Here is a 17,680-nt window from a genome sequence, read left to right as displayed (position 1 = left end):
GGGCGGTCAGAGAGTCCCGAACGCTTCGAGCGGGAAAGGCGGCTGGGCCAGCGGGCGGACCGCCATGCGCATCAGGATGAGCTGGTTGTCGTCCACGCAGACCGGGGTGGAGGTGAGTTCGTCGCAGCGCACGCAGCGGTGGATCACCATCCAGTCACCGGTGCGGAGCACGGCGATGGCGATCGGGGTCATCCGGCCCTCGCAGTCGCTCGGACCGCCCTCGACATGGTCGAGGACGTGGCGTGAGTGCAGGCAGGACGGGCAGTGGTTGCGCGGCGCGCCGTCGGCGGCGTACGCGGACACGGTCAGCCCGCACCACGCGCAGGCGAAGGTGTTGAGGCCGAGAGTGTTGTTGGTGGAGGTGTGGCTGGACATCCGGGTGCTCCTTGCTGGGAGATTGACCAAGACAGCAAGAGCAGGCCGAGTGGCCTCGTCGGAAGGCAGCCCGATGACGCCGTCGGGACGGCGGACGGGCGGATCGGAACACCGGAGGACACGTCCGGCAGCCACCCGGAGAGAAAACGGATGGCGAAGGCTGCGGACGGTTACGCGGTGCGGCGAGGCGCACTCGGCGCGGGCCGGGACATAAAACACCCATTTCCAGGGCACACTGGCCCAGAACGAATCAGAACGACCTGGTGAGGCTAACAGGACGCCTTCCAGAGGTGCCACACATTAATTCGACGTGACGCGTTCATCAGTGTGCGAATGTGGTCAGGGAAAGAGCCTGTCCCTTCACGCTTCCCACCGGTCGTGCGACTCTCCGGGGCCGGGTGTGCGCGCGGTCGGACCGGTGCGCCGCCGCCGCGCCCCTCCCGTGCGACCTTGCTATGAACGGTGTGCAGGTACGACGGATTTTTGGGGCTCAGGGCTCAACGGCGGCAGACGGGTGGGGCGTTCACCCCGTGCTTTGATCGGTGCCGAGTTGTACCGCTCCCCCATTTTCGTCGGCACGAAAGGTAAGACCTGCCATGAACCTCGTCCCCCAGGTCGAAACGGCTGAGATCTCCGACGCGGCCCTTGACCAGGTGTCCGGCGGCAACATCGCCATCGGCGCGGCCCTGATAGCGGGCGACGGCCAGTTCGGCGCCGGCCTCCACGCGGAGTCCGGCTGCCTCGGCCTCACCACCGGCGTCGGCGCCTCCGCGACCCACGGCGACGCGCACACGACGGTGGCCTGAGCCGTACGGCCCCGGATCACCGTGTCCGGGGCCGCCTCACGAACGCGGTCCAGACCTCCGGGGCGACGGCGAGGCGAGGGCCGTCGGGGCGCTTGGAGTCGCGGATGTGGATCGTGGCGGGGGTTATCGCGACCTCTACGCAGTCGCTGGGGTTGCTGGTATCGCTGTAACTGCTCTTGAACCAAGCCAGGTCGGCGAGGTGGCGGGATGCGTCCTTATGGCTCATGTCTCCCCCAGAAGTTGTTCGATGAAGGCCACTGACTCCCGGACGGGCAGTGCCTCGGCCCGGATACTGCCATAGCGCAGTTCGAGGATTCGTAGCTGCCTGGGATCCGTGACCGGCCGGGCGCCGAACTCGTCGTCGGCCCGTCCGACCGCCGTGCCGTCGTCGAATTTGAGCACCTGCATCCGTCCACCTCCCGGATGATCACCACGGGACGTCGGCATGACCTGGATCTCCACGTGCCGCAATTGCTCGACCTCCAGCAGGTGTTCGAGCTGTCGCCGTAGAACCATCATGCCTCCCACGGGACGCCTGAGGGTCGCCTCTTCCTGGACGAAGCTGAGTTCAGGGGCGGGGGAACGTTCAAACATCGCCTTCCGGCCCATACGCGCGGCGACGGCGTTCTCCACCTCGTCCTCCGTGAGGGCCGGTCGCCTCCTGCCGAGGAGGGCGCGCGCGTACTCCTCGGTCTGCAACAGCCCGTGGAGGCTGTAGCTGCCGTACGAGAGCGACTCGACGGCCCGCGACTCCAGCTTCGCCAAGTCCCGCACCTGCTTGGGGTACCGGACCTTCTTCACGTCCTCCCAGGTGGCCGCGAGAAGCCCGCCCGCATCGAGCACCTGGTCCGCCTTCTCCAGGTACTCCCGGCGAGGGATCCGCTTCCCGCCCTCGACCTTGTAGACGAGGTCCTCCCCGTAGCCGACGGCGATGCCGAAGTCACCGGCCCGCAGCCCCAGCGCCTCGCGCCGCAGCCTCAGCTGCCGCCCGACCGTGGCCAGGACCGCCACGCCCCACTCGTCGTCCGGGTCGACCTCCCAGCCCGGCTCGTCCGTCTCGCCGTTCACCGACATCCGCACCCCTCCTCGTACGCGTCGTATCGCGACAGGCGACACCGTAGGGACCGTGACCACGCCGTGGTGCCGGGAACGGACTACGCCCACGCCATCGGGTGACACGACGGACGCGGCATGAGCTACTCCCCGTCATCGCGGGGTCCGGACGCGCAAAGCCTCAACGGACCAGTCGAGCACTGGAGCCAGACTCTCCGGGGCCGGCCAGCCGTTGACCACTGCGAGGAGTTGGAGGTACCGCTCCCGGCGGGGGTCGTTCACGCTCTCCAGCCGAGTTGCCAGCCGGCGGCGAAGCTCGACGTCGTCGGGGCGGCCGAGGAGTTGCGCGTAGTGCGCCGTGAACGCCGCGACGATCGGATCGGCCTCGGGCGAGGCAGCGGCAATGCCGGCGGCCATGGCCGGGCCGGCCTGGTGCCCGACGACTGCGGCAATGTCGCGCCGCGGGCCCATCGTGTCGCTTCGGGCCTGCTCAGCAGCCTGCTCCTCGGCCAGCCCCCGCACGACGGCCCGGAAATCCTGGTCCAGGGATATTTCGGCCAACTCCACCCACGCCTGGACCTGCTCTGCGTCCGGATCGTCGGGCAACTCGGGTGTCATCGAGCGCTTGACCCCCGCGAAGGCGGGAGCGGCACCGAGACCGCCGAAGGCGACCTCCAGGAAATCGTCGATCAGACGTCGGCGTTCGTCCTTGGAGAGCTGGGCCAGCCGGTGCATGAGTTCCGTCTCCTCAGGTGTGGACCCGCGCTCGGCCACCGCCGTCAGCACCGCGCGGCGCAGGCGCAGGACGCGGATCTGCACTGCCAGTGCCTCGGCGTGCGCCGCGGCGACCTCGGGAAGCGAGAGCTCGCGGTCCACGACCCCGCGGATCGTGGGAAGGTCCAGTCCCAGCTCGCGCAGGGTCCGCACGAGGTCCAGGCGTGCGACGGCGTCGATGCTGTAGAGGCGGTAGCCGGCCGGGCTGCGGTCCGTCGGCGCCACGATTCCGCGATCGGAGTAGAACCGAACGGTCTTGACCGTGAGACCGGTCCGCCGAGCGAGTTCGCCGATCGAGTAGAGCGTGTCGCCGTCCATGCCCCCACCTTCGCGTCTCCCCCTACTGGAGACTCAAGTGTCCAGGCGGGACGGAGGCGGAAACGAGGCGCGCTCGGACCTGCGGGCGGCCCTCACCCCCGCACCCGCTCAACACCCTCCGGCATGTGTGCCGCCACCACGCGCTCGCGGGCCGTGGCCGTCACGGCCGCCCGCCGGTCCACCGCCCAGGCCGCCCCCGCGACCCCCAGCCCGAGCACCGCCAGCGCCGCGCCCGCCAGGGCCGGGGACGTGACGCCGAAGCCCGCCGCGAGGGCCAGGCCGCCGATCCAGGCGCCGCCGGCGTTCGCGAGGTTGAAGGCGGCCTGGTTGGCCGAGGAGGCGAGGGACGGGGCCGCGGTGGCCTTCTCCATCACCATCAGCTGGAGGGGGGAGCCGGTGACGAAGGCGGCCATGCCGAGCAGGGCCACCGACACGGCCGCCGTGACCGGCGTGCGCATCAGGACGGGGAAGAGGGCGAGGACCACGACCAGCGAGGCGAGGCCGCCGAAGAGGGTGCCGCGCAGGGAGTGGTCGGCCAGGCGGCCGCCGAGCAGGTTGCCCGCGGTGGCGCCGACACCGAAGAGGGCCAGCAGCAGCGTCACGCTCGCGTCCGCGAAGCCGGCGGCGTCCGTCAGCATCGGCGTGATGTAGCTGTACGCCGCGAAGAGCGCGCCGAAGCCCGCGACCGTGGTGCCGAGCGCCAGCCAGACCGGCAGGGAGCGCAGGGCGGCCAGTTCGCCGCGCAGGCCCGTGGTGGGGGCGGGGGCGTTCTCGCGCGGGATCAGGACGGCCAGGGCCGCTATCGCCGCCACGCCGATCGCGCTCACGCCGAGGAAGGTGGCCCGCCAGCCGAGCGCCTGGCCCATGGCGGTGGCCGCCGGCACGCCGACGATGTTCGCGACGGTGAGGCCCAGGAACATGAGAGAGACGGAGCGGGCCTTGCGTTCGGGGGCCACCATGCCGGTGGCGACGACCGCGCCGACGCCGAAGAAGGCACCGTGCGGCAGGCCGCTGACGAAGCGGGCGGCGAGCAGGGAGATCTCACCGGGTGCCACGGCCGACAGGGCGTTGCCCAGCACGAAGAGCGCCATCAGGGCGATGAGGACGGAGCGGCGGGACATCCGCGTGGTCGCCGCCGCCAGCAGCGGGGCGCCGATGACGACGCCCAGCGCGTAGGCCGACACGAGGTGGCCCGCGGTGGGGATGGAGATGTTCAGGTCGTCCGCGACGTCGGGCAGCAGGCCCATCATCACGAACTCGGTGGTACCGATGCCGAAGGCGCCCACGGCAAGGGCGAGCAGGGCCAGGGGCATAAGGGGGCGTGCCTTTCGAGAGCGGAGTGCGTAAGGGAGGGACGACTGTATGTTCCCCTACGGAACAAAGGCTCTCAGGGCAGGTATTCCACGGGCGAACTTCAGGAGGCCGTTGTGTCGACCTTCACACGCGCGGCGATCGGCAGGTGGTCGCTGCCCGTCGACGGGAGGGTCCAGCTCGTCATCGGCTCGACCCCGTCGACCAGGATCTGGTCGATGCGGGCCATCGGGAAGGACGCCGGCCAGCTGAAGCCGAAGCCGCTGCCGACGGCGCCCTGCGGGGAGCGCATCTGCGAGGTGATCGCGGTGAGCGAGCGGTCGTTCATGGTGCCGTTGAGGTCGCCGAGGAGGATCTTGCGGGGCAGCTTCTCGTCGGCGATGGCCTCGCCGAGGGCGTCGGCGCTCTTGTCCCGCTGCCGGGCGGTGAACCCCGCCTCCAGCTTCACCCGGACGGAGGGCAGGTGGGCGACGTACACCGCGAGCGGCCCGGACGGGGTGGTGACGGTGGCGCGCATCGCGCGCTTCCAGCCCAGCTGGATGTCCACCGCCCGCACGTCGGCGACCGGGTACTTGCTCCACAGCCCCACGGTGCCGACGACGGCGTGGTGGGGGTACTTCGACTCCAGCGCCTTCTCGTACGTCGGTACGGCGGACGCCTTCAGCTCCTCCAGGGCCAGCACGTCGGCGCCCGCCGCGGACACGGCGCGGGCAGTGCCGGCCGGGTCGGCGTTGTCGGCGTTCACGTTGTGCGTGGCCACCGTGAGATCGCCGCCGGTGCCGGTCTTGTCGAAGAGCAGGCCGCCGAAGAGGTTCAGCCACACGCTCACCGGCACCACCAGCGCGATCAGCGCCGTCGCCGACTTGCGGACCACGGCGATCACCAGCAGGACCGGAATCAGGAGGCCGAACCACGGCAGGAAGGTTTCGGTGAGGCTGCCGAGGTTTCCGATGGCGTTCGGGATGTGCGAGTGGGCCGCCATGACCGCGGAGAGCAGGAGCGCGACCGCGGCCGTGACCAGGCCCCGGGTCCAGATCCGCCGGTCGCCGCGCCAGCCGGTGACCACCCGGCCGACCAGGCGCCGAAGCCGGTTCCCCCGGTGCTCGGGATCCGAGCCGCCGTTGTCCGTCTCCGTCATGTACGCCTGCTGCGCCATACCGTCGCCTCACTGCCCGCCGTGCTCACCGTCGCCCCCGTGACTCAGCACCATAGGGGATGATCGGTTCCGATCCTGCCGTCCTTCGACGGCCGTACGGGCACTGGGACGAACGAGTCGCCGCGAGGAGTTCCACATCGCTGCGGGCCGGGTCGCTCTGTGACAGAACGGGCACATTTCACCCCGTGAGCCGATCGGTGGCACGTGACGAGGGTCCCCTAGCCGGAGGGACTGCGGAGGTGCCACCATGGAGGGGATCCGGGGACGCCGTCAGGGCGCCTCGAGATGACATGAAGGAGCCGTTGCCATGACGCAGCTTTCGGCTGCCCCGACGCCGCAGCGCACCCCCGGGGACGGGAGCAGGGCGCTGTACGGGGGCAAGATCAACCGTCGCATCACCGTCCGGGACATCACCGCCGCCAAGGAGCGCGGCGAGAAGTGGCCCATGCTCACCGCGTACGACGCGATGACCGCGTCCGTCTTCGACGAGTCCGGCATCCCGGTGATGCTCGTCGGCGACTCCGCGGGCAACTGCCACCTCGGGTACGAGTCGACCGTGCCCGTCACCCTGGACGAGATGACGATGCTCTCGGCCGCCGTCGTACGGGGCACCAGCCGCGCCCTGATCGTCGGCGACCTGCCCTTCGGCTCCTACCAGGAGGGCCCGGTGCAGGCGCTGCGCTCGGCGACCCGCCTGGTCAAGGAGGCCGGGGTCGGCGCGGTCAAGCTGGAGGGCGGCGAGCGGTCGCACGAGCAGATCCGGCTGCTCGTCGAGTCCGGCATCCCCGTGATGGCCCACATCGGCCTCACCCCGCAGTCCGTGAACGCCATGGGCTACCGGGTGCAGGGCCGCGGCGAGGAGGCGGCCCAGCAGCTGCTGCGCGACGCCAAGGCCGTGCAGGACGCGGGCGCCTTCGCGGTCGTCCTGGAGCTGGTGCCGGCCGAGCTGGCCGCCGAGGTGACCCGGACGCTGCACATCCCGACCGTCGGCATCGGCGCGGGCGTCGAGACCGACGCCCAGGTGCTGGTGTGGACCGACATGCTCGGGCTGACCGGCGGCCGGATGCCGAAGTTCGTCAAGCAGTACGCCGACCTGCGCCAGGTCCTCGGCGACGCGGCGAAGGCGTACGCCGAGGACGTCGTCGGCGGCACCTTCCCGCAGGACGAGCACTCCGTCCACTGACAAGCCACCGCGGTACGACACCGGCCCCGCCGATCTTCCCCCGTCGGCGGGGCCGGTGGTTTCGCGGCGCCGTCGGCGGGATGCCGGGGGTGTCGGACGTCTGTCGGTGGCTGTCGGCGCTCTGTCGGCGGTTTGTCGGTGGGGGCTGACAACGTCGTCGGCATGAAGCGAATCGACGACAACCCCTCGGCCGCGGACGCCGCGGTCACCGTACGGGGGCTGGTCAAGCACTACGGCGAGACCAAGGCGCTGGACGGTGTCGACCTGGACGTGCGCGAGGGCACCGTGATGGGTGTGCTCGGACCGAACGGCGCCGGCAAGACCACCCTCGTCCGCATCCTGTCCACCCTCCTCGCACCCGACTCCGGCCAGGCGCACGTCGCCGGCTACGACGTCGTACGGCAGCCCCGGCAGCTGCGGAGGGTCATTGGTCTCACCGGGCAGTACGCGTCCGTGGACGAGAAGCTCCCCGGCTGGGAGAACCTGTACATGATCGGCCGGCTCCTGGACCTGCCGCGCAAGGAGTCGCGTGCCCGGGCCGACGAACTGCTGGAGCGGTTCTCGCTCACCGACGCCGGCAAGCGGCCCGCGGCCACCTACTCCGGCGGCATGCGGCGCCGCCTCGACCTGGCGGCGTCCATGATCGGGCGCCCGAAGGTCCTCTTCCTCGACGAGCCCACCACCGGCCTGGACCCCCGCACCCGCAACGAGGTGTGGGACGAGGTCAAGCGGATGGTCGGCGACGGCGTCACCGTGCTGCTCACCACCCAGTACATGGAGGAGGCCGAGCAGCTCGCCTCCGAGCTGACCGTCGTCGACCGCGGCCAGGTCATCGCGAACGGCGGCATCGAGGAGCTGAAGGCCAAGGTCGGCGGCCGCACCCTGCGCGTCCGCCCGGCCGACCCGCTGCAACTGCGCCCGCTCGCCGCCTTCCTGGACGAGCTGGGCATCACCGGGCTGGCCAGCAGCACGGTCGACACGCAGCGCGGCGACGTCCTGGTGCCGATCCTGAGCGACGAGCAGCTGACCGCCGTGGTCGGCGCGGTCACCGCGCGTGGCATCACCATCGGCTCCATCACCACCGAACTGCCCAGCCTGGACGAGGTCTTCCTGTCCCTCACCGGCCACCGCGCCAGTGCTCCGCAGGACCCCGCGCCCACCGACGCCCGCGAGGAGGTCGCCGTATGAGCGCCGCCACCACCACTCCCACGGACGACGCCCGCATCTCGCTGCGCGGCCACGCCCGTCACACCAGCGCCCTGGTCCGCCGCAACCTGCTCTGGATCCGGCAGGACCCGGAGTCGATGTTCGACGCGCTGCTGATGCCGGTCGTCTTCACCCTGCTGTTCGTGTACGTCTTCGGCGGGTCGATCGGCCAGGCCCTGGGCGGCGGGCAGGACGGCTACGTGCAGTACGTGATCCCCGGCATGATCGCGATGATGAGCATGACGCTGTCCCAGGGCGTCGGCACCGGGTTCAGCCAGGACTTCAACTCCGGTGTCATGGACCGCTTCCGGTCGCTGCCGATCGGGCGCGGCTCGGTGCTCTTCGCGAAGATCGCGGTGGAGATGGTGCGGATGCTCTTCGCCACCGCCGTGCTGATGATCGTCGCCGTGCTGGTCGGCTTCGACATCAACCACTGGGTCGGGCTGTTCGCGGCCGTGGGGCTGTCCGCGGTGTTCGCCTCGTCGATCATGTGGGTGTTCCTCACCCTCGGGGTGATCCTCAAGAACGCGCAGTCCGTGCAGGCGATGGGCTTCCTCGTGCTGTTCCCGCTCCAGTTCGGTTCCTCGATCTTCGCGCCGCCGCAGTCGATGCCGGGCTGGCTCCAGGCCTTCACCGACTACAACCCGCTGTCCACGCTCGCCGACGCGGCGCGCGGCCTCATGGTGGGCGGTCCGGTCGCGCACGACCTGTGGATCACGCTCGGCTGGTCGGTGGCGATCACGGCGGTGATGGCACCGGTCGCCATCCACAAGTTCCGCACGAAGAGCTGAGTCACGTACGCGTCGTACGCGTCATACGAGGGCGACGGCCTCCCCGGGGGAGAGGCGGCCGCCCTCGGCGTACGCGGCGTCGTACGCCTCGGCGCCGAGCACCGAGCGCACCCGCTCGACGGCCCGGACGCGCGCGTCCCGCTCCATGCCGGACGAGACGTGGCCGGGCGGCAGCATCGCCTCGGCGGCGCCCATGCAGCGTGCGCCGTCCGCGGCCCGGCGCCCGCCGTCCACGCGGGCCATCGCCATCGCGGCGATGGTCAGGTAGGCGGACCGCATGTGCGGGGCGATGGCCGCGGACAGCGGGTCGTCGGCCCGCTCCAGGGACAGGCGGACCTTGGTCAGGCACTCCTCGTGCCGGTCCTCCAGCGTGGCGAGCCATGCCTCAGCGGCGAGGATGAAGGCGTCGAAGACCACGAAGTGCGCGATGGTGAACTCCTCGCGCAGCAGACGCAGTTGCTCACTCGCCTCGACGGTGCGGCCGGTCATGCCGAGGTGGCCGGCGAGGAAGAGCCGGGCGGCGGGCATCGCGCCGTTGTGACCGGCGCCGCGGTTCCGCTCGATCACGTCGCGCAGGATGCGCTCGCCCTCCTCCTCGTCGCCCGCCTCCAGCAGCACGCTGCCGAGGCGGGCGTCGAGGACGTCCACCTGGGCGTGCGCGCCGAGCCGCTCGGCGTGTTCGGCGGCGGTGCGGTAGTCGGCGGCGGCGAGCGCGTACTCGCCGGTGCGTTCGCGGGCCTCCGCCCGCCCGGAGAGGGCCTCGGCCATGCCCCAGGCGTCGCCGAGGCGGCCGTAGATCTCCAGCGACTCGTCGGCGTCGCGGGCGGCGTCGCCCGCCCAGTCGGTGCGGTTGGCCAGCATGTTGGCGCGCATCTGGAGGGCGCCGGCCAGCTCCCACTCGTAGCCCGGGGTCTCGCGGCAGGTCCGCACGGTGGCGTCCTGGATCTCGCGCAGCCGCTCGACGTCGCCGGCGAGCAGCACGGCGAAGAACCAGAGCACCCCGGGGCTGCGGCAGGTCTGCGGCATGCCCGGCTCGTACGTCGCCGCGATGACCCGCAGCTTGCTCTGGGCCGCGGGCCGCTGCCAGGCGTCCAGTTCCGTGTCCATGCAGGCCAGGTGGGCCAGGTGGATGCCGCGCCGGGCCTCGGCGAGGATCTCGCCGGTCATCGGGGGCGGGGCGGCGGTACAGCGCTCCCACACCGGCAGAGCGGGGCGGACCGGTTCGGCGAAGGGGTCGGGGCCGAGGGCCATGATCTCGACGAACCAGTTCCGGGCCTCCACCCGCAGGTCGCGCATCTGCCAGTACCAGCCCAGGGACAGGGCGAGGGACAGCGCCTCCTGCTCGTCGCGCTCCACGATGGCGTGGCGCAGGGCGGTGCGCACGTTCTCGTACTCGCGCTCCAGCCGCTCGATGGCGGCGAGCTGCTGCGGGCCGCGCAGCAACGGGTCGGTGGTGCGGGCGAATTCGCGGTAGTGCGTCAGGTGGGCGCGTTCGGCGGCGGCCCGGCCGCCGGTCTCGTCGAGGCGTTCGCCCGCGTACTCGGCAACGGTCTCCAGGAGCCGGTAGCGCATGCCCTCGCCGGTCTGCCGGTCGGTCACGGGCGCGGCGACGACGAGGGACTTGTCGACGAGGGAGCCGAGGGCGTCCAGGGCGGCGGGCCCGCACACGGCCTCGGCGGCGGCGAGGTCGCAGCCGCCGGCGAAGACGGAGAGCCGGCCCAGCACCTCCCGCTCGTCGGCGTCCAGCAGGTCCCAGGACCAGTCGACCACCGCGCGCAGCGTCTGCTGGCGGGGCAGGACGGTGCGGCTGCCGGAGGTGAGCAGGCGGAAGCGGTCGTCCAGGCGGTCGGCGATCTGACGCGGGGTGAGCATGCGCAGCCGGGCGGCGGCCAGTTCGATGGCCAGCGGCAGGCCGTCGAGGCGGCGGCAGATCTCGGCGCAGGCGGCGGCGGTGTCCTCGTCGGCGTCGGGGCGGAAGCCGGGGCGGGCGGCCGCGCCGCGGTCGGCGAGCAGCCGGAGCGCGGCGGGTTCGGGCAGCGGCTCCACCGGGCGCAGGGACTCCCCCGGTACGCCGAGGGGTTCGCGGCTGGTGGCGAGGACGGTCAGGCGGGGGCAGCGGGCGAGCAGTTCCTCGGTGAGGCGGGCGGCGGCCTCGACGACGTGCTCGCAGTTGTCGAGGACGATCAGCATGCGGCGCCGGCCGCAGTGCTCCACGAGGCGCTCGACGGCGGTGGCCCGCCGGTCGGCGCCGACCGCCCGCATCTCCTCGGCACCCGCTCCGTACAGCACGGTCTCGCGGGCGCCGAGGGCGGTCAGCACGGCCTCGGGTACGGCGTCGGGGTCGTCGACGGGGGCCAGTTCGGCGAGCCACACGCCGTCCGGTGCGGTGTCCCCGGCGCCCTCGGCGGCCTCCTGCGACAGGCGGGTCTTTCCGGCGCCGCCGGGCCCGAGGAGGGTGACGAGACGCGTGGTCGCCAGGTCGGCGCGCAGGCACTCCAGGTCGGCGTCCCGGCCGACGAAGGAGGTGAGCCGGGCACGGAGGTTGCCCCGGGGGCGGGCGGCCGCCTCGCGGGGTGACTCGGCGGGCGCGGGCCGGTCACCGGACGCGGGCCGGTCGCCGGGTGCGGTGGGCGTCGCCCGTTGCCCGGGCGCGAGCAGTTCCGCGTGCAGGGCCCGCAGCTCGGGCCCCGGGTCGGTGCCGAGCCGGTCCGCGAGCAGGTGCCGTACGGCCTCGTAGGCGGCCAGTGCCTCGGCGGTGCGGCCGGTGTCACGCAGGGCGCGCAGCCGCAGCGCCTGGAGGGACTCGTCCAGGGGGTGGCCGTCGCACAGCGCCGTCAGCTCGGGCAGGGAGCGCTCGGCCGCCCCCAGGTCGAGGGCGGCGGTGTGCCGGGCGCGCAGGGCGTCCAGGTGCCTGGTCTCCCAGCGGGCCGCGTCGGCGGTGCGGTCGGGCAGGTCGGCGAGGGCGGGGCCGCGCCACAGGGCGAGGGCGTCGTCGAGCACGACGGCCGCCTTCGCGGGGTCGCCGTCGGCGAGGGCGCGGCCGCCCTCTCCGACCAGCCGGTCGAAGCGGTGCAGGTCGACGTCGTCCGGGGCGGCGGTGAGCCGGTACCCGCCGTCGGCCGAGGCGACCGCGTCCGCGCCGAGCGCCCGGCGCAGCCGCCCGACCAGTGCCTGGAGGGCTCCCTGCGCGTCGGCGGGCGGATCCCCGTCCCACACCTCCTCCACCAGCAGCCCCACGGGCACGGCGCGGCCCGACCTGAGCGCGAGCACGGTCAGCAGCGCACGCAGCCGTGCCCCGCCGAGCGGGACGGCCGTGCCGTCGGGACGGAAAACCTGTGTGGTGCCGAGGATGCGATAGCGCACGGCCCCATTGTCCCTGGTGCGGTCGGAGCCGGTCACGGGGTTTTGGCGGCACGGCGGGGCGCTCTCCCGGAACCGCCCGGCACCCGCGGGACGTTTTGCCGGTGGGCCCGGTACGGTCGGGCAGTCCCGCAGGTCTTACGTGTGTTCGAGCACCAGGGAGTTCCATGACCACCGCCACCGCCCGCCCCAGTGACCGGCGGGTCAGTCCCGTCTTCCTCGGGATCGTCGCCGTCGCCGCGGTCACCGGGTGGGCCACCTGGAGTGGGTTCGCAGAGCAGCCGGGGCTGGCCCTCTTCCTGTTCGTGACGGCGGCGTGGGTCGTCTCGCTGTGCCTGCACGAGTACGCGCACGCCCGCACCGCGCTGCACAGCGGGGACATCTCGGTCGGCGCGAAGGGCTATCTCACGCTGAATCCGGTCAAATACACCCATGCTCTGCTGAGCATCGTGCTGCCGGTGCTGTTCGTGATCATGGGCGGGATCGGGCTACCCGGCGGTGCCGTCTTCATCGAGCGCGGGCGGATCCGGGGGCGGTGGCGGCACAGTCTGATCTCGGCCGCGGGTCCGCTGACGAACGTCCTGTTCGCCGTGGTGTGCACGGCGCCGTTCTGGCTGGACGCGCTGGACGGCGTGCCGCGCGACTTCCGGCTGGCGCTGGCCTTCCTCGCGCTGCTCCAGGTGACGGCGGCGATCCTGAACTTCCTGCCGGTGCCGGGTCTGGACGGCTACGGGGTGATCGAGCCCTGGCTGTCGTACAACGTGCGGCGGCAGGTGGAGCCGCTCGCGCCGTTCGGGCTGCTGATCGTGTTCGCGCTGCTGTGGATCCCGGCCGTCAACGGGGTGTTCTTCGACGCGATCGACGCGATTCTGCGCGGGCTGGGGATCGGCGAGGTCGACACGTACTGCGGCTTCGAGCTGTACCGGTTCTGGCAGACCGACGAGCTGTGCACGGTCGCCGGGTGACGGCGCTCAGCCCGTGACGGACTCGCGCCGGGTGTCCCGGCCGCGCTTGACGTAGTACCAGCACATGTTGGACGACAGCCCCGACAGCAGCACCCACACGACGCCGATCAGCACGCTGCCCTGCACGAAGGAGACGACGGCGGCGGTCACCGCGAGGACGCAGACGACCAGGGCGTAGAGGGCGAGGCGGGGCATGGGGCTGGCTCCTGTCGGGGGACACGTGCGGGTGACGCGGGTACCGCGGCACCCCACCAGTGTCCCCCATCGGCTCACACGTCCGTGACGCGGAGCCCGGCGTGTGCCTTGTAGCGGCGGTTGACGGAGATGAGGTTGGCGACCAGCGACTCGACCTGGTGGGCGTTGCGCAGCCGTCCGGCGAAGATGCCGCGCATGCCGGGGATGCGTGCGGCGAGTGCCTGCACCCGCTCCACGTCGGCGCGCTCCTCGCCGAGCACCATCACGTCGGTGTCGATCTCGTCGATCTCCGGGTCCTGGAGGAGGACCGCCGAAAGGTGGTGGAAGGCGGCGGTGACCCTGCTGTCCGGCAGCAGGGCGGCGGCCTGCTCGGCGGCGCTGCCCTCCTCGGGCTTGAGCGCGTAGGCGCCCTTCTTGTCGAAGCCGAGCGGGTTGACGCAGTCGACGACGAGCTTGCCGGCCAGTTCCGCGCGCAGGGATTCGAGGGTCTTGCCGTGGCCCTCCCAGGGCACCGCGACGATCACGATGTCGCTGCGGCGGGCGGTCTCGGCGTTGTCGGCGCCCTCGACGCCGTGCCCGAGTTCCGCGGCGGCGGCCTCCGCGCGTTCGGCGGCGCGCGAGCCGATGATCACCTTCTGGCCGGCCCTGGCGAGGCGGTACGCGAGGCCCTTGCCCTGCGGGCCGGTGCCGCCGAGCACGCCCACGACCAGCCCGGAGACGTCGGGCAGGTCCCAGGGGTCCTTGGCGGGGGCCTTCTGTGCGGCACTGTCGGTAGAGGTCATGGGCCGACCCTACGTCCGCCCCGGTCACGACGGTCGTACGGGTCTCGGCGCCGGCGGCGGGCCCTTTCCGGTATCCCCGGGTCGGGCGAATCCGGGGCGAACGCCGGACCGGGCGGGCGGGGTTGCGGCAGGATGCGGCCGCATGGACGCCGTACGGGTCGCGCTGCTGCGGGAAGTGCTCGCCGGGACCGAGTGGCTGGGGGCCACCCGGAGGTTCGCGGGGGCGCTGCGGGGGTCGGTGGTCCCGCACGGGGGCGGGCTGCTGCTCGTGGGCACCGCCGAGCACGAGCCCTGGCACCTGGCGGCGCACCTGGTGGACGAGGCCGCCTGGTCGGGGACGCCGGAACTGGCGCCCACGCTGGTGCGGCACGACGCGCGTCCCACGGACCCGGCGCATCTGGCGGTGGGCCTCGGGCGGCTGGCGGCGGCCCGGCGCGGGGAGACGCTGCTCGTGGTGACGCCCGCCGATCCGGGCGCTCCGCTGCTGGAACGGGTGCACGACGCCCGCCGGGCCGGTGCGACGGTGCTGTCGCTGGGCACCGACCGCGGCCCGGGCGAGCGGGAGCTGACGGCGATGGCGCACGAGGCGCTGACCGTGCCGGACGGCGCCGAGCTGGACCTGGACACGGTGCAGCACCTGGTCAGCGCGGCGGCCGGCGAGAACGCGGTGCCGCCGCCGCGGGGCCGCCGCCGCTTCCGCGACCGCCTGTCCCGCCTGGCCGACCACCTGACGGCCCCGCCTCCGTCCGGCTGGTGACGGCCGGTCCGGCGTCCCGGGAAAACCGGTTGCCGTGGTTCTCCGCCCGGCCCGACGATGGCTCCTCGTGACCGAAGCCTCCCCCGTTTCCGCCGACGTGCCCGTCGGCCTGCGTGCCCTGCTGCCCGACCTCTCTCCCTGGCGGGCCTCCCGGGACTTCCGGCGGCTCTGGGTCGCCGGGCTGATCACGACCTTCGGGAGCTTCCTGACCTTCGTCGCGCTGCCGGTGCAGATCAAGGAGCTGACCGGGTCCGCGGCGGCCGTGGGTGCGATCGGCGCCGTGGAGCTGGTGCCGCTGGTGGTGTTCGGGCTCTACGGCGGCGCGCTGGCCGACGCCTGGGACAAGCGGAAGCTGATCGTATGGACGGAGGCCGGTCAGGGCGTGCTGTGCGCCGCGCTGCTGGTCAACTCGCTGATGCCGAGCCCCGCCGTGTGGCCGCTCTACGTGATCGCCGCGCTCACCTCGGCGCTCGGGGCGGTCCAGCGCCCCGCCCTGGACGCGCTGATCCCGCGGATCGTCGCCCATGAGCACCTGCCGGCCGCCGCCTCGCTGAACGCGCTGCGCTGGCAGGTCGGCGGGATCGCCGGGCCGGCGCTGGCCGGTGTGGTGGTGGCGTACGCCGGCCTCGGCTGGGCGTACGCGGTGGACCTGGTCACCTTCCTCGCCTCGGTGGCCCTGGTGGTGGGTCTCGCCTCCGCACCCGCCTCGCACGAGGCGGCGAAGCCGTCGTGGGCGGCGATCGCCGAGGGCGCCCGGTACGCGTGGAGCCGCAAGGAGCTGCTGGGCACGTACGCGGTCGACCTGGCGGCGATGTTCCTGGCGATGCCGCTCGCGGTGCTGCCGTTCCTGGCGGACGAGCTGGACGCCGAGTGGTCGCTGGGCCTGATGTACGCGGCGATCCCGGCGGGGTCGCTGCTGGTGAGCGTGAGCAGCGGGTGGACGTCGCGGGTGCACCGGCACGGGCGGATGGTGGTGCTGGCGGCGGCCGGGTGGGGTGTGGCGATCGCCGCCGCGGGGATCGCCGGGAACGTGTGGCTGGTGCTGCTGTGCTTCGTCCTGGCCGGCGCCTGCGACATGGTCAGCGGCGTCTTCCGCAGCGCGATGTGGAACCAGACCATCCCGGACGAGTTGCGCGGGCGCCTCGCGGGCATCGAGCTGCTGTCGTACTCGGTGGGCCCGCAGCTGGGCCAGGTCCGGGCGGGCGGCACGGCCGCGCTCGCGGGGGTGCGGGCGTCGGTGTGGTCGGGCGGGCTGCTGTGCGCGGGAGCGGTGGGGCTGCTGGCGCTGTGTCTGCCGACGATGATGACGTACGACGTGCGGACCAACGAGCACGCGGTGCGGCTGCGTGCGAAGCGCGCGGCCGCCCGCACGCCGGACGCCTGATCAGGCCCCGTGCCGAGGCCCGGTCAGGCGTCCGGTCACTCGTCGTCGGGACGGCCCGCGGGGGCGTCGTGCCACTTGGGGTCGTTCTCCCATTCGAGGTTGCGCTCGCGGGCGGTCTGCATCGCGTGCTCGGCCTCGGTGCGGGAGGCGTACGGCCCGAATCGGTTCTTCGCCGGGCAGTCCGGGCCCTCCTCGACCTTCTTGTGCTCCAGGCAGTAGTACCACTCGCCCGGCTTGCCGACCGTGCGCTTCTTGAACAGGGCCATGACCAGCTCCTCTCGCCACCGACATGTTCCCCCATGCCCGCTGGTTAGACTCCTTCGCATGTCTGGCCAGTCGCTGCTCGTACCAGGGGAGCTGTCTCCCACCCGTTCCGTGCCCGGAAACATCCGGCGGCCCGAGTACGTCGGGAAGCCCGCACCCACGCCGTACACCGGTCCGGAGGTGCAGACGCCCGAGACCGTCGAGGCGATGCGCGTGGCCGGGCGGATCGCGGCGCGGGCGATGGAGGAGGCCGCGAAGCTCATCGCGCCCGGTGTGACGACGGACGAGCTGGACCGGGTGGCGCACGCCTACATGTGCGACCACGGCGCCTACCCGTCGACGCTCGGTTACCGCGGTTTCCCCAAGTCGCTGTGCAGCTCGGTCAACGAGGTCATCTGCCACGGCATCCCGGACTCCACGGTGCTGCGCGACGGCGACATCGTGAACCTCGACGTGACGGCGTACATCGGCGGTGTGCACGGTGACAACAACGCGACGTACCTGGTCGGCGAGGTGGACGAGGAGAGCCGGCTGCTGGTCGAGCGGACCCGGGAAGCGCTGGCCCGCGCGATCAAGGCGGTCCGGCCGGGACGGCAGATCAACATCATCGGCCGGGTCATCGAGTCGTACGCCAAGCGGTTCGGGTACGGGGTGGTGCGGGACTTCACCGGGCACGGCATCAACACGTCGTTCCACTCGGGGCTCATCGTCCCGCACTACGACAGCCCGCACGCGACGACCGTCATCCAGCCCGGGATGACCTTCACCATCGAGCCGATGCTGACGCTCGGGACGCACGAGTACGACATGTGGGACGACGGCTGGACGGTCGTGACGAAGGACCGCCGGCGGACGGCCCAGTTCGAGCACACGCTGGTGGTGACCGACTCGGGGGCGGAGATCCTCACCCTCCCGTAGTCCCCACCGCGCCCGGTGAAGGCCCGCACTCTTCGATGTGCGGGCCTTCACGTGTCTGGGTAGGCTTTTGCCGACAGACCGT

At 72.4% G+C, this 17,680-nt stretch carries 18 protein-coding genes; 8 read left to right on the top strand and 10 right to left on the bottom strand.

Translation table 11 applies throughout. The features are described from left to right. Positions 1-6: 6 nt before the first annotated feature. Complete coding sequence (locus ACZ67M_RS03940; protein ID WP_392234968.1) at positions 7-375, bottom strand: RNHCP domain-containing protein; 369 nt, start codon at positions 373-375, stop codon at positions 7-9. 596 nt (positions 376-971) lie between these two features. On the opposite strand from ACZ67M_RS03940, the gene ACZ67M_RS03935 reads away from it, so the two are divergent. Then, on the top strand, positions 972-1,181 hold the full coding sequence (locus tag ACZ67M_RS03935; protein WP_385803696.1) for a hypothetical protein: 210 nt from the start codon (positions 972-974) through the stop codon (positions 1,179-1,181). Between the two features lie 16 nt (positions 1,182-1,197). Here ACZ67M_RS03935 and ACZ67M_RS03930 read toward each other — a convergent pair whose 3' ends face one another. The 5 genes from ACZ67M_RS03930 to ACZ67M_RS03910 all read right to left on the bottom strand — a co-directional run bounded on the left by ACZ67M_RS03930 (position 1,198) and on the right by ACZ67M_RS03910 (position 5,793). Beyond that, positions 1,198-1,407, bottom strand: a complete 210-nt coding sequence (locus tag ACZ67M_RS03930) for a DUF397 domain-containing protein (RefSeq protein ID WP_393729237.1) — start codon at positions 1,405-1,407, stop codon at positions 1,198-1,200. Next, the gene (locus ACZ67M_RS03925; protein WP_469849460.1) at positions 1,404-2,255 is read right to left on the bottom strand and encodes a helix-turn-helix domain-containing protein; all 852 of its coding nucleotides are present in this window, start codon (positions 2,253-2,255) and stop codon (positions 1,404-1,406) included. Before ACZ67M_RS03925 ends, ACZ67M_RS03930 begins: the two co-directional genes overlap by 4 nt. Positions 2,256-2,387: 132 nt before the next feature. Next, positions 2,388-3,326 carry a MerR family transcriptional regulator gene (locus ACZ67M_RS03920; protein ID WP_469849459.1) on the bottom strand — a complete coding sequence of 313 codons (939 nt, stop codon included), beginning with the start codon at positions 3,324-3,326 and terminating at the stop codon, positions 2,388-2,390. 92 nt (positions 3,327-3,418) lie between these two features. Continuing rightward, complete coding sequence (locus ACZ67M_RS03915) at positions 3,419-4,639, bottom strand: MFS transporter (protein WP_469849457.1); 1,221 nt, start codon at positions 4,637-4,639, stop codon at positions 3,419-3,421. A 101-nt stretch (positions 4,640-4,740) separates the two neighbouring features. Next, positions 4,741-5,793, bottom strand: coding sequence for an endonuclease/exonuclease/phosphatase family protein (locus ACZ67M_RS03910; protein WP_361355378.1), 1,053 nt, complete (start codon positions 5,791-5,793; stop codon positions 4,741-4,743). 307 nt (positions 5,794-6,100) lie between these two features. Here ACZ67M_RS03910 and panB point away from each other — a divergent pair, with 307 nt between their 5' ends. The 3 genes from panB (at position 6,101) to ACZ67M_RS03895 (ending at position 8,973) form a co-directional block, all read left to right on the top strand. Then, entirely contained in the window at positions 6,101-6,976 is an 876-nt protein-coding gene (gene panB, locus ACZ67M_RS03905; protein WP_469849456.1) for a 3-methyl-2-oxobutanoate hydroxymethyltransferase, read from the top strand. A 162-nt stretch (positions 6,977-7,138) separates the two neighbouring features. Continuing rightward, a complete protein-coding gene (locus tag ACZ67M_RS03900) occupies positions 7,139-8,164 on the top strand; it encodes an ATP-binding cassette domain-containing protein (protein ID WP_361355376.1) in 1,026 nt (341 codons plus the stop codon). Next, positions 8,161-8,973, top strand: coding sequence for an ABC transporter permease (locus ACZ67M_RS03895; protein WP_122620423.1), 813 nt, complete (start codon positions 8,161-8,163; stop codon positions 8,971-8,973). The genes ACZ67M_RS03900 and ACZ67M_RS03895 overlap by 4 nt, the downstream gene beginning before the upstream one ends. 21 nt (positions 8,974-8,994) lie before the next feature. Here ACZ67M_RS03895 and ACZ67M_RS03890 read toward each other — a convergent pair whose 3' ends face one another. Continuing rightward, positions 8,995-12,336: an AfsR/SARP family transcriptional regulator gene (locus tag ACZ67M_RS03890; RefSeq protein WP_469849454.1), complete on the bottom strand. Its 3,342-nt coding sequence runs from the start codon at positions 12,334-12,336 to the stop codon at positions 8,995-8,997. A gap of 164 nt (positions 12,337-12,500) precedes the next feature. Here ACZ67M_RS03890 and ACZ67M_RS03885 point away from each other — a divergent pair, with 164 nt between their 5' ends. After that, on the top strand, positions 12,501-13,298 hold the full coding sequence (locus tag ACZ67M_RS03885; RefSeq protein WP_122620421.1) for a site-2 protease family protein: 798 nt from the start codon (positions 12,501-12,503) through the stop codon (positions 13,296-13,298). Positions 13,299-13,304: 6 nt separating this feature from the next. Here the strand turns inward: ACZ67M_RS03885 and ACZ67M_RS03880 are convergent, their stop codons facing one another. Together ACZ67M_RS03880 and npdG are read right to left on the bottom strand one after the other, a co-directional pair. Next, a complete protein-coding gene (locus tag ACZ67M_RS03880; protein ID WP_122620420.1) occupies positions 13,305-13,493 on the bottom strand; it encodes a hypothetical protein in 189 nt (62 codons plus the stop codon). A 74-nt stretch (positions 13,494-13,567) separates the two neighbouring features. Then, a complete protein-coding gene (gene npdG / locus ACZ67M_RS03875) occupies positions 13,568-14,275 on the bottom strand; it encodes an NADPH-dependent F420 reductase (protein WP_361355371.1) in 708 nt (235 codons plus the stop codon). A gap of 142 nt (positions 14,276-14,417) precedes the next feature. Between npdG and ACZ67M_RS03870 the strand changes: the two genes are divergently transcribed. Continuing rightward, positions 14,418-15,032 (top strand): hypothetical protein, encoded by a 615-nt coding sequence (locus tag ACZ67M_RS03870; protein WP_234953998.1) that lies wholly within the window; start codon positions 14,418-14,420, stop codon positions 15,030-15,032. A gap of 67 nt (positions 15,033-15,099) precedes the next feature. Then, entirely contained in the window at positions 15,100-16,416 is a 1,317-nt protein-coding gene (locus ACZ67M_RS03865) for an MFS transporter (protein WP_392100431.1), read from the top strand. Between the two features lie 35 nt (positions 16,417-16,451). On the opposite strand, the gene ACZ67M_RS03860 is transcribed toward ACZ67M_RS03865, so the two are convergent. Next, entirely contained in the window at positions 16,452-16,682 is a 231-nt protein-coding gene (locus tag ACZ67M_RS03860) for a hypothetical protein (RefSeq protein ID WP_361355366.1), read from the bottom strand. A 58-nt stretch (positions 16,683-16,740) separates the two neighbouring features. Between ACZ67M_RS03860 and map the strand changes: the two genes are divergently transcribed. Beyond that, a complete protein-coding gene (map, locus tag ACZ67M_RS03855) occupies positions 16,741-17,598 on the top strand; it encodes a type I methionyl aminopeptidase (protein ID WP_122620416.1) in 858 nt (285 codons plus the stop codon). Positions 17,599-17,680 lie beyond the last annotated feature (82 nt).

Source organism: Streptomyces sp. NPDC107500 (genome assembly GCF_055582785.1).
The sequence above is the reverse complement of the archived record's forward strand: the minus strand, read 5'-3'. Positions and strand labels throughout refer to the sequence as shown.

Coding starts and splice junctions, on each gene's coding strand:
- ACZ67M_RS03940 (WP_392234968.1), bottom strand. CDS start 375: ATGTCCAGCCACACCTCCACCAACAACACTCTCGGCCTCAACACCTTC.
- ACZ67M_RS03935 (WP_385803696.1), top strand. CDS start 972: ATGAACCTCGTCCCCCAGGTCGAAACGGCTGAGATCTCCGACGCGGCC.
- ACZ67M_RS03930 (WP_393729237.1), bottom strand. CDS start 1,407: ATGAGCCATAAGGACGCATCCCGCCACCTCGCCGACCTGGCTTGGTTC.
- ACZ67M_RS03925 (WP_469849460.1), bottom strand. CDS start 2,255: ATGTCGGTGAACGGCGAGACGGACGAGCCGGGCTGGGAGGTCGACCCG.
- ACZ67M_RS03920 (WP_469849459.1), bottom strand. CDS start 3,326: ATGGACGGCGACACGCTCTACTCGATCGGCGAACTCGCTCGGCGGACC.
- ACZ67M_RS03915 (WP_469849457.1), bottom strand. CDS start 4,639: ATGCCCCTGGCCCTGCTCGCCCTTGCCGTGGGCGCCTTCGGCATCGGT.
- ACZ67M_RS03910 (WP_361355378.1), bottom strand. CDS start 5,793: ATGGCGCAGCAGGCGTACATGACGGAGACGGACAACGGCGGCTCGGAT.
- panB (WP_469849456.1), top strand. CDS start 6,101: ATGACGCAGCTTTCGGCTGCCCCGACGCCGCAGCGCACCCCCGGGGAC.
- ACZ67M_RS03900 (WP_361355376.1), top strand. CDS start 7,139: ATGAAGCGAATCGACGACAACCCCTCGGCCGCGGACGCCGCGGTCACC.
- ACZ67M_RS03895 (WP_122620423.1), top strand. CDS start 8,161: ATGAGCGCCGCCACCACCACTCCCACGGACGACGCCCGCATCTCGCTG.
- ACZ67M_RS03885 (WP_122620421.1), top strand. CDS start 12,501: ATGACCACCGCCACCGCCCGCCCCAGTGACCGGCGGGTCAGTCCCGTC.
- ACZ67M_RS03880 (WP_122620420.1), bottom strand. CDS start 13,493: ATGCCCCGCCTCGCCCTCTACGCCCTGGTCGTCTGCGTCCTCGCGGTG.
- npdG (WP_361355371.1), bottom strand. CDS start 14,275: ATGACCTCTACCGACAGTGCCGCACAGAAGGCCCCCGCCAAGGACCCC.
- ACZ67M_RS03870 (WP_234953998.1), top strand. CDS start 14,418: ATGGACGCCGTACGGGTCGCGCTGCTGCGGGAAGTGCTCGCCGGGACC.
- ACZ67M_RS03860 (WP_361355366.1), bottom strand. CDS start 16,682: ATGGCCCTGTTCAAGAAGCGCACGGTCGGCAAGCCGGGCGAGTGGTAC.
- map (WP_122620416.1), top strand. CDS start 16,741: ATGTCTGGCCAGTCGCTGCTCGTACCAGGGGAGCTGTCTCCCACCCGT.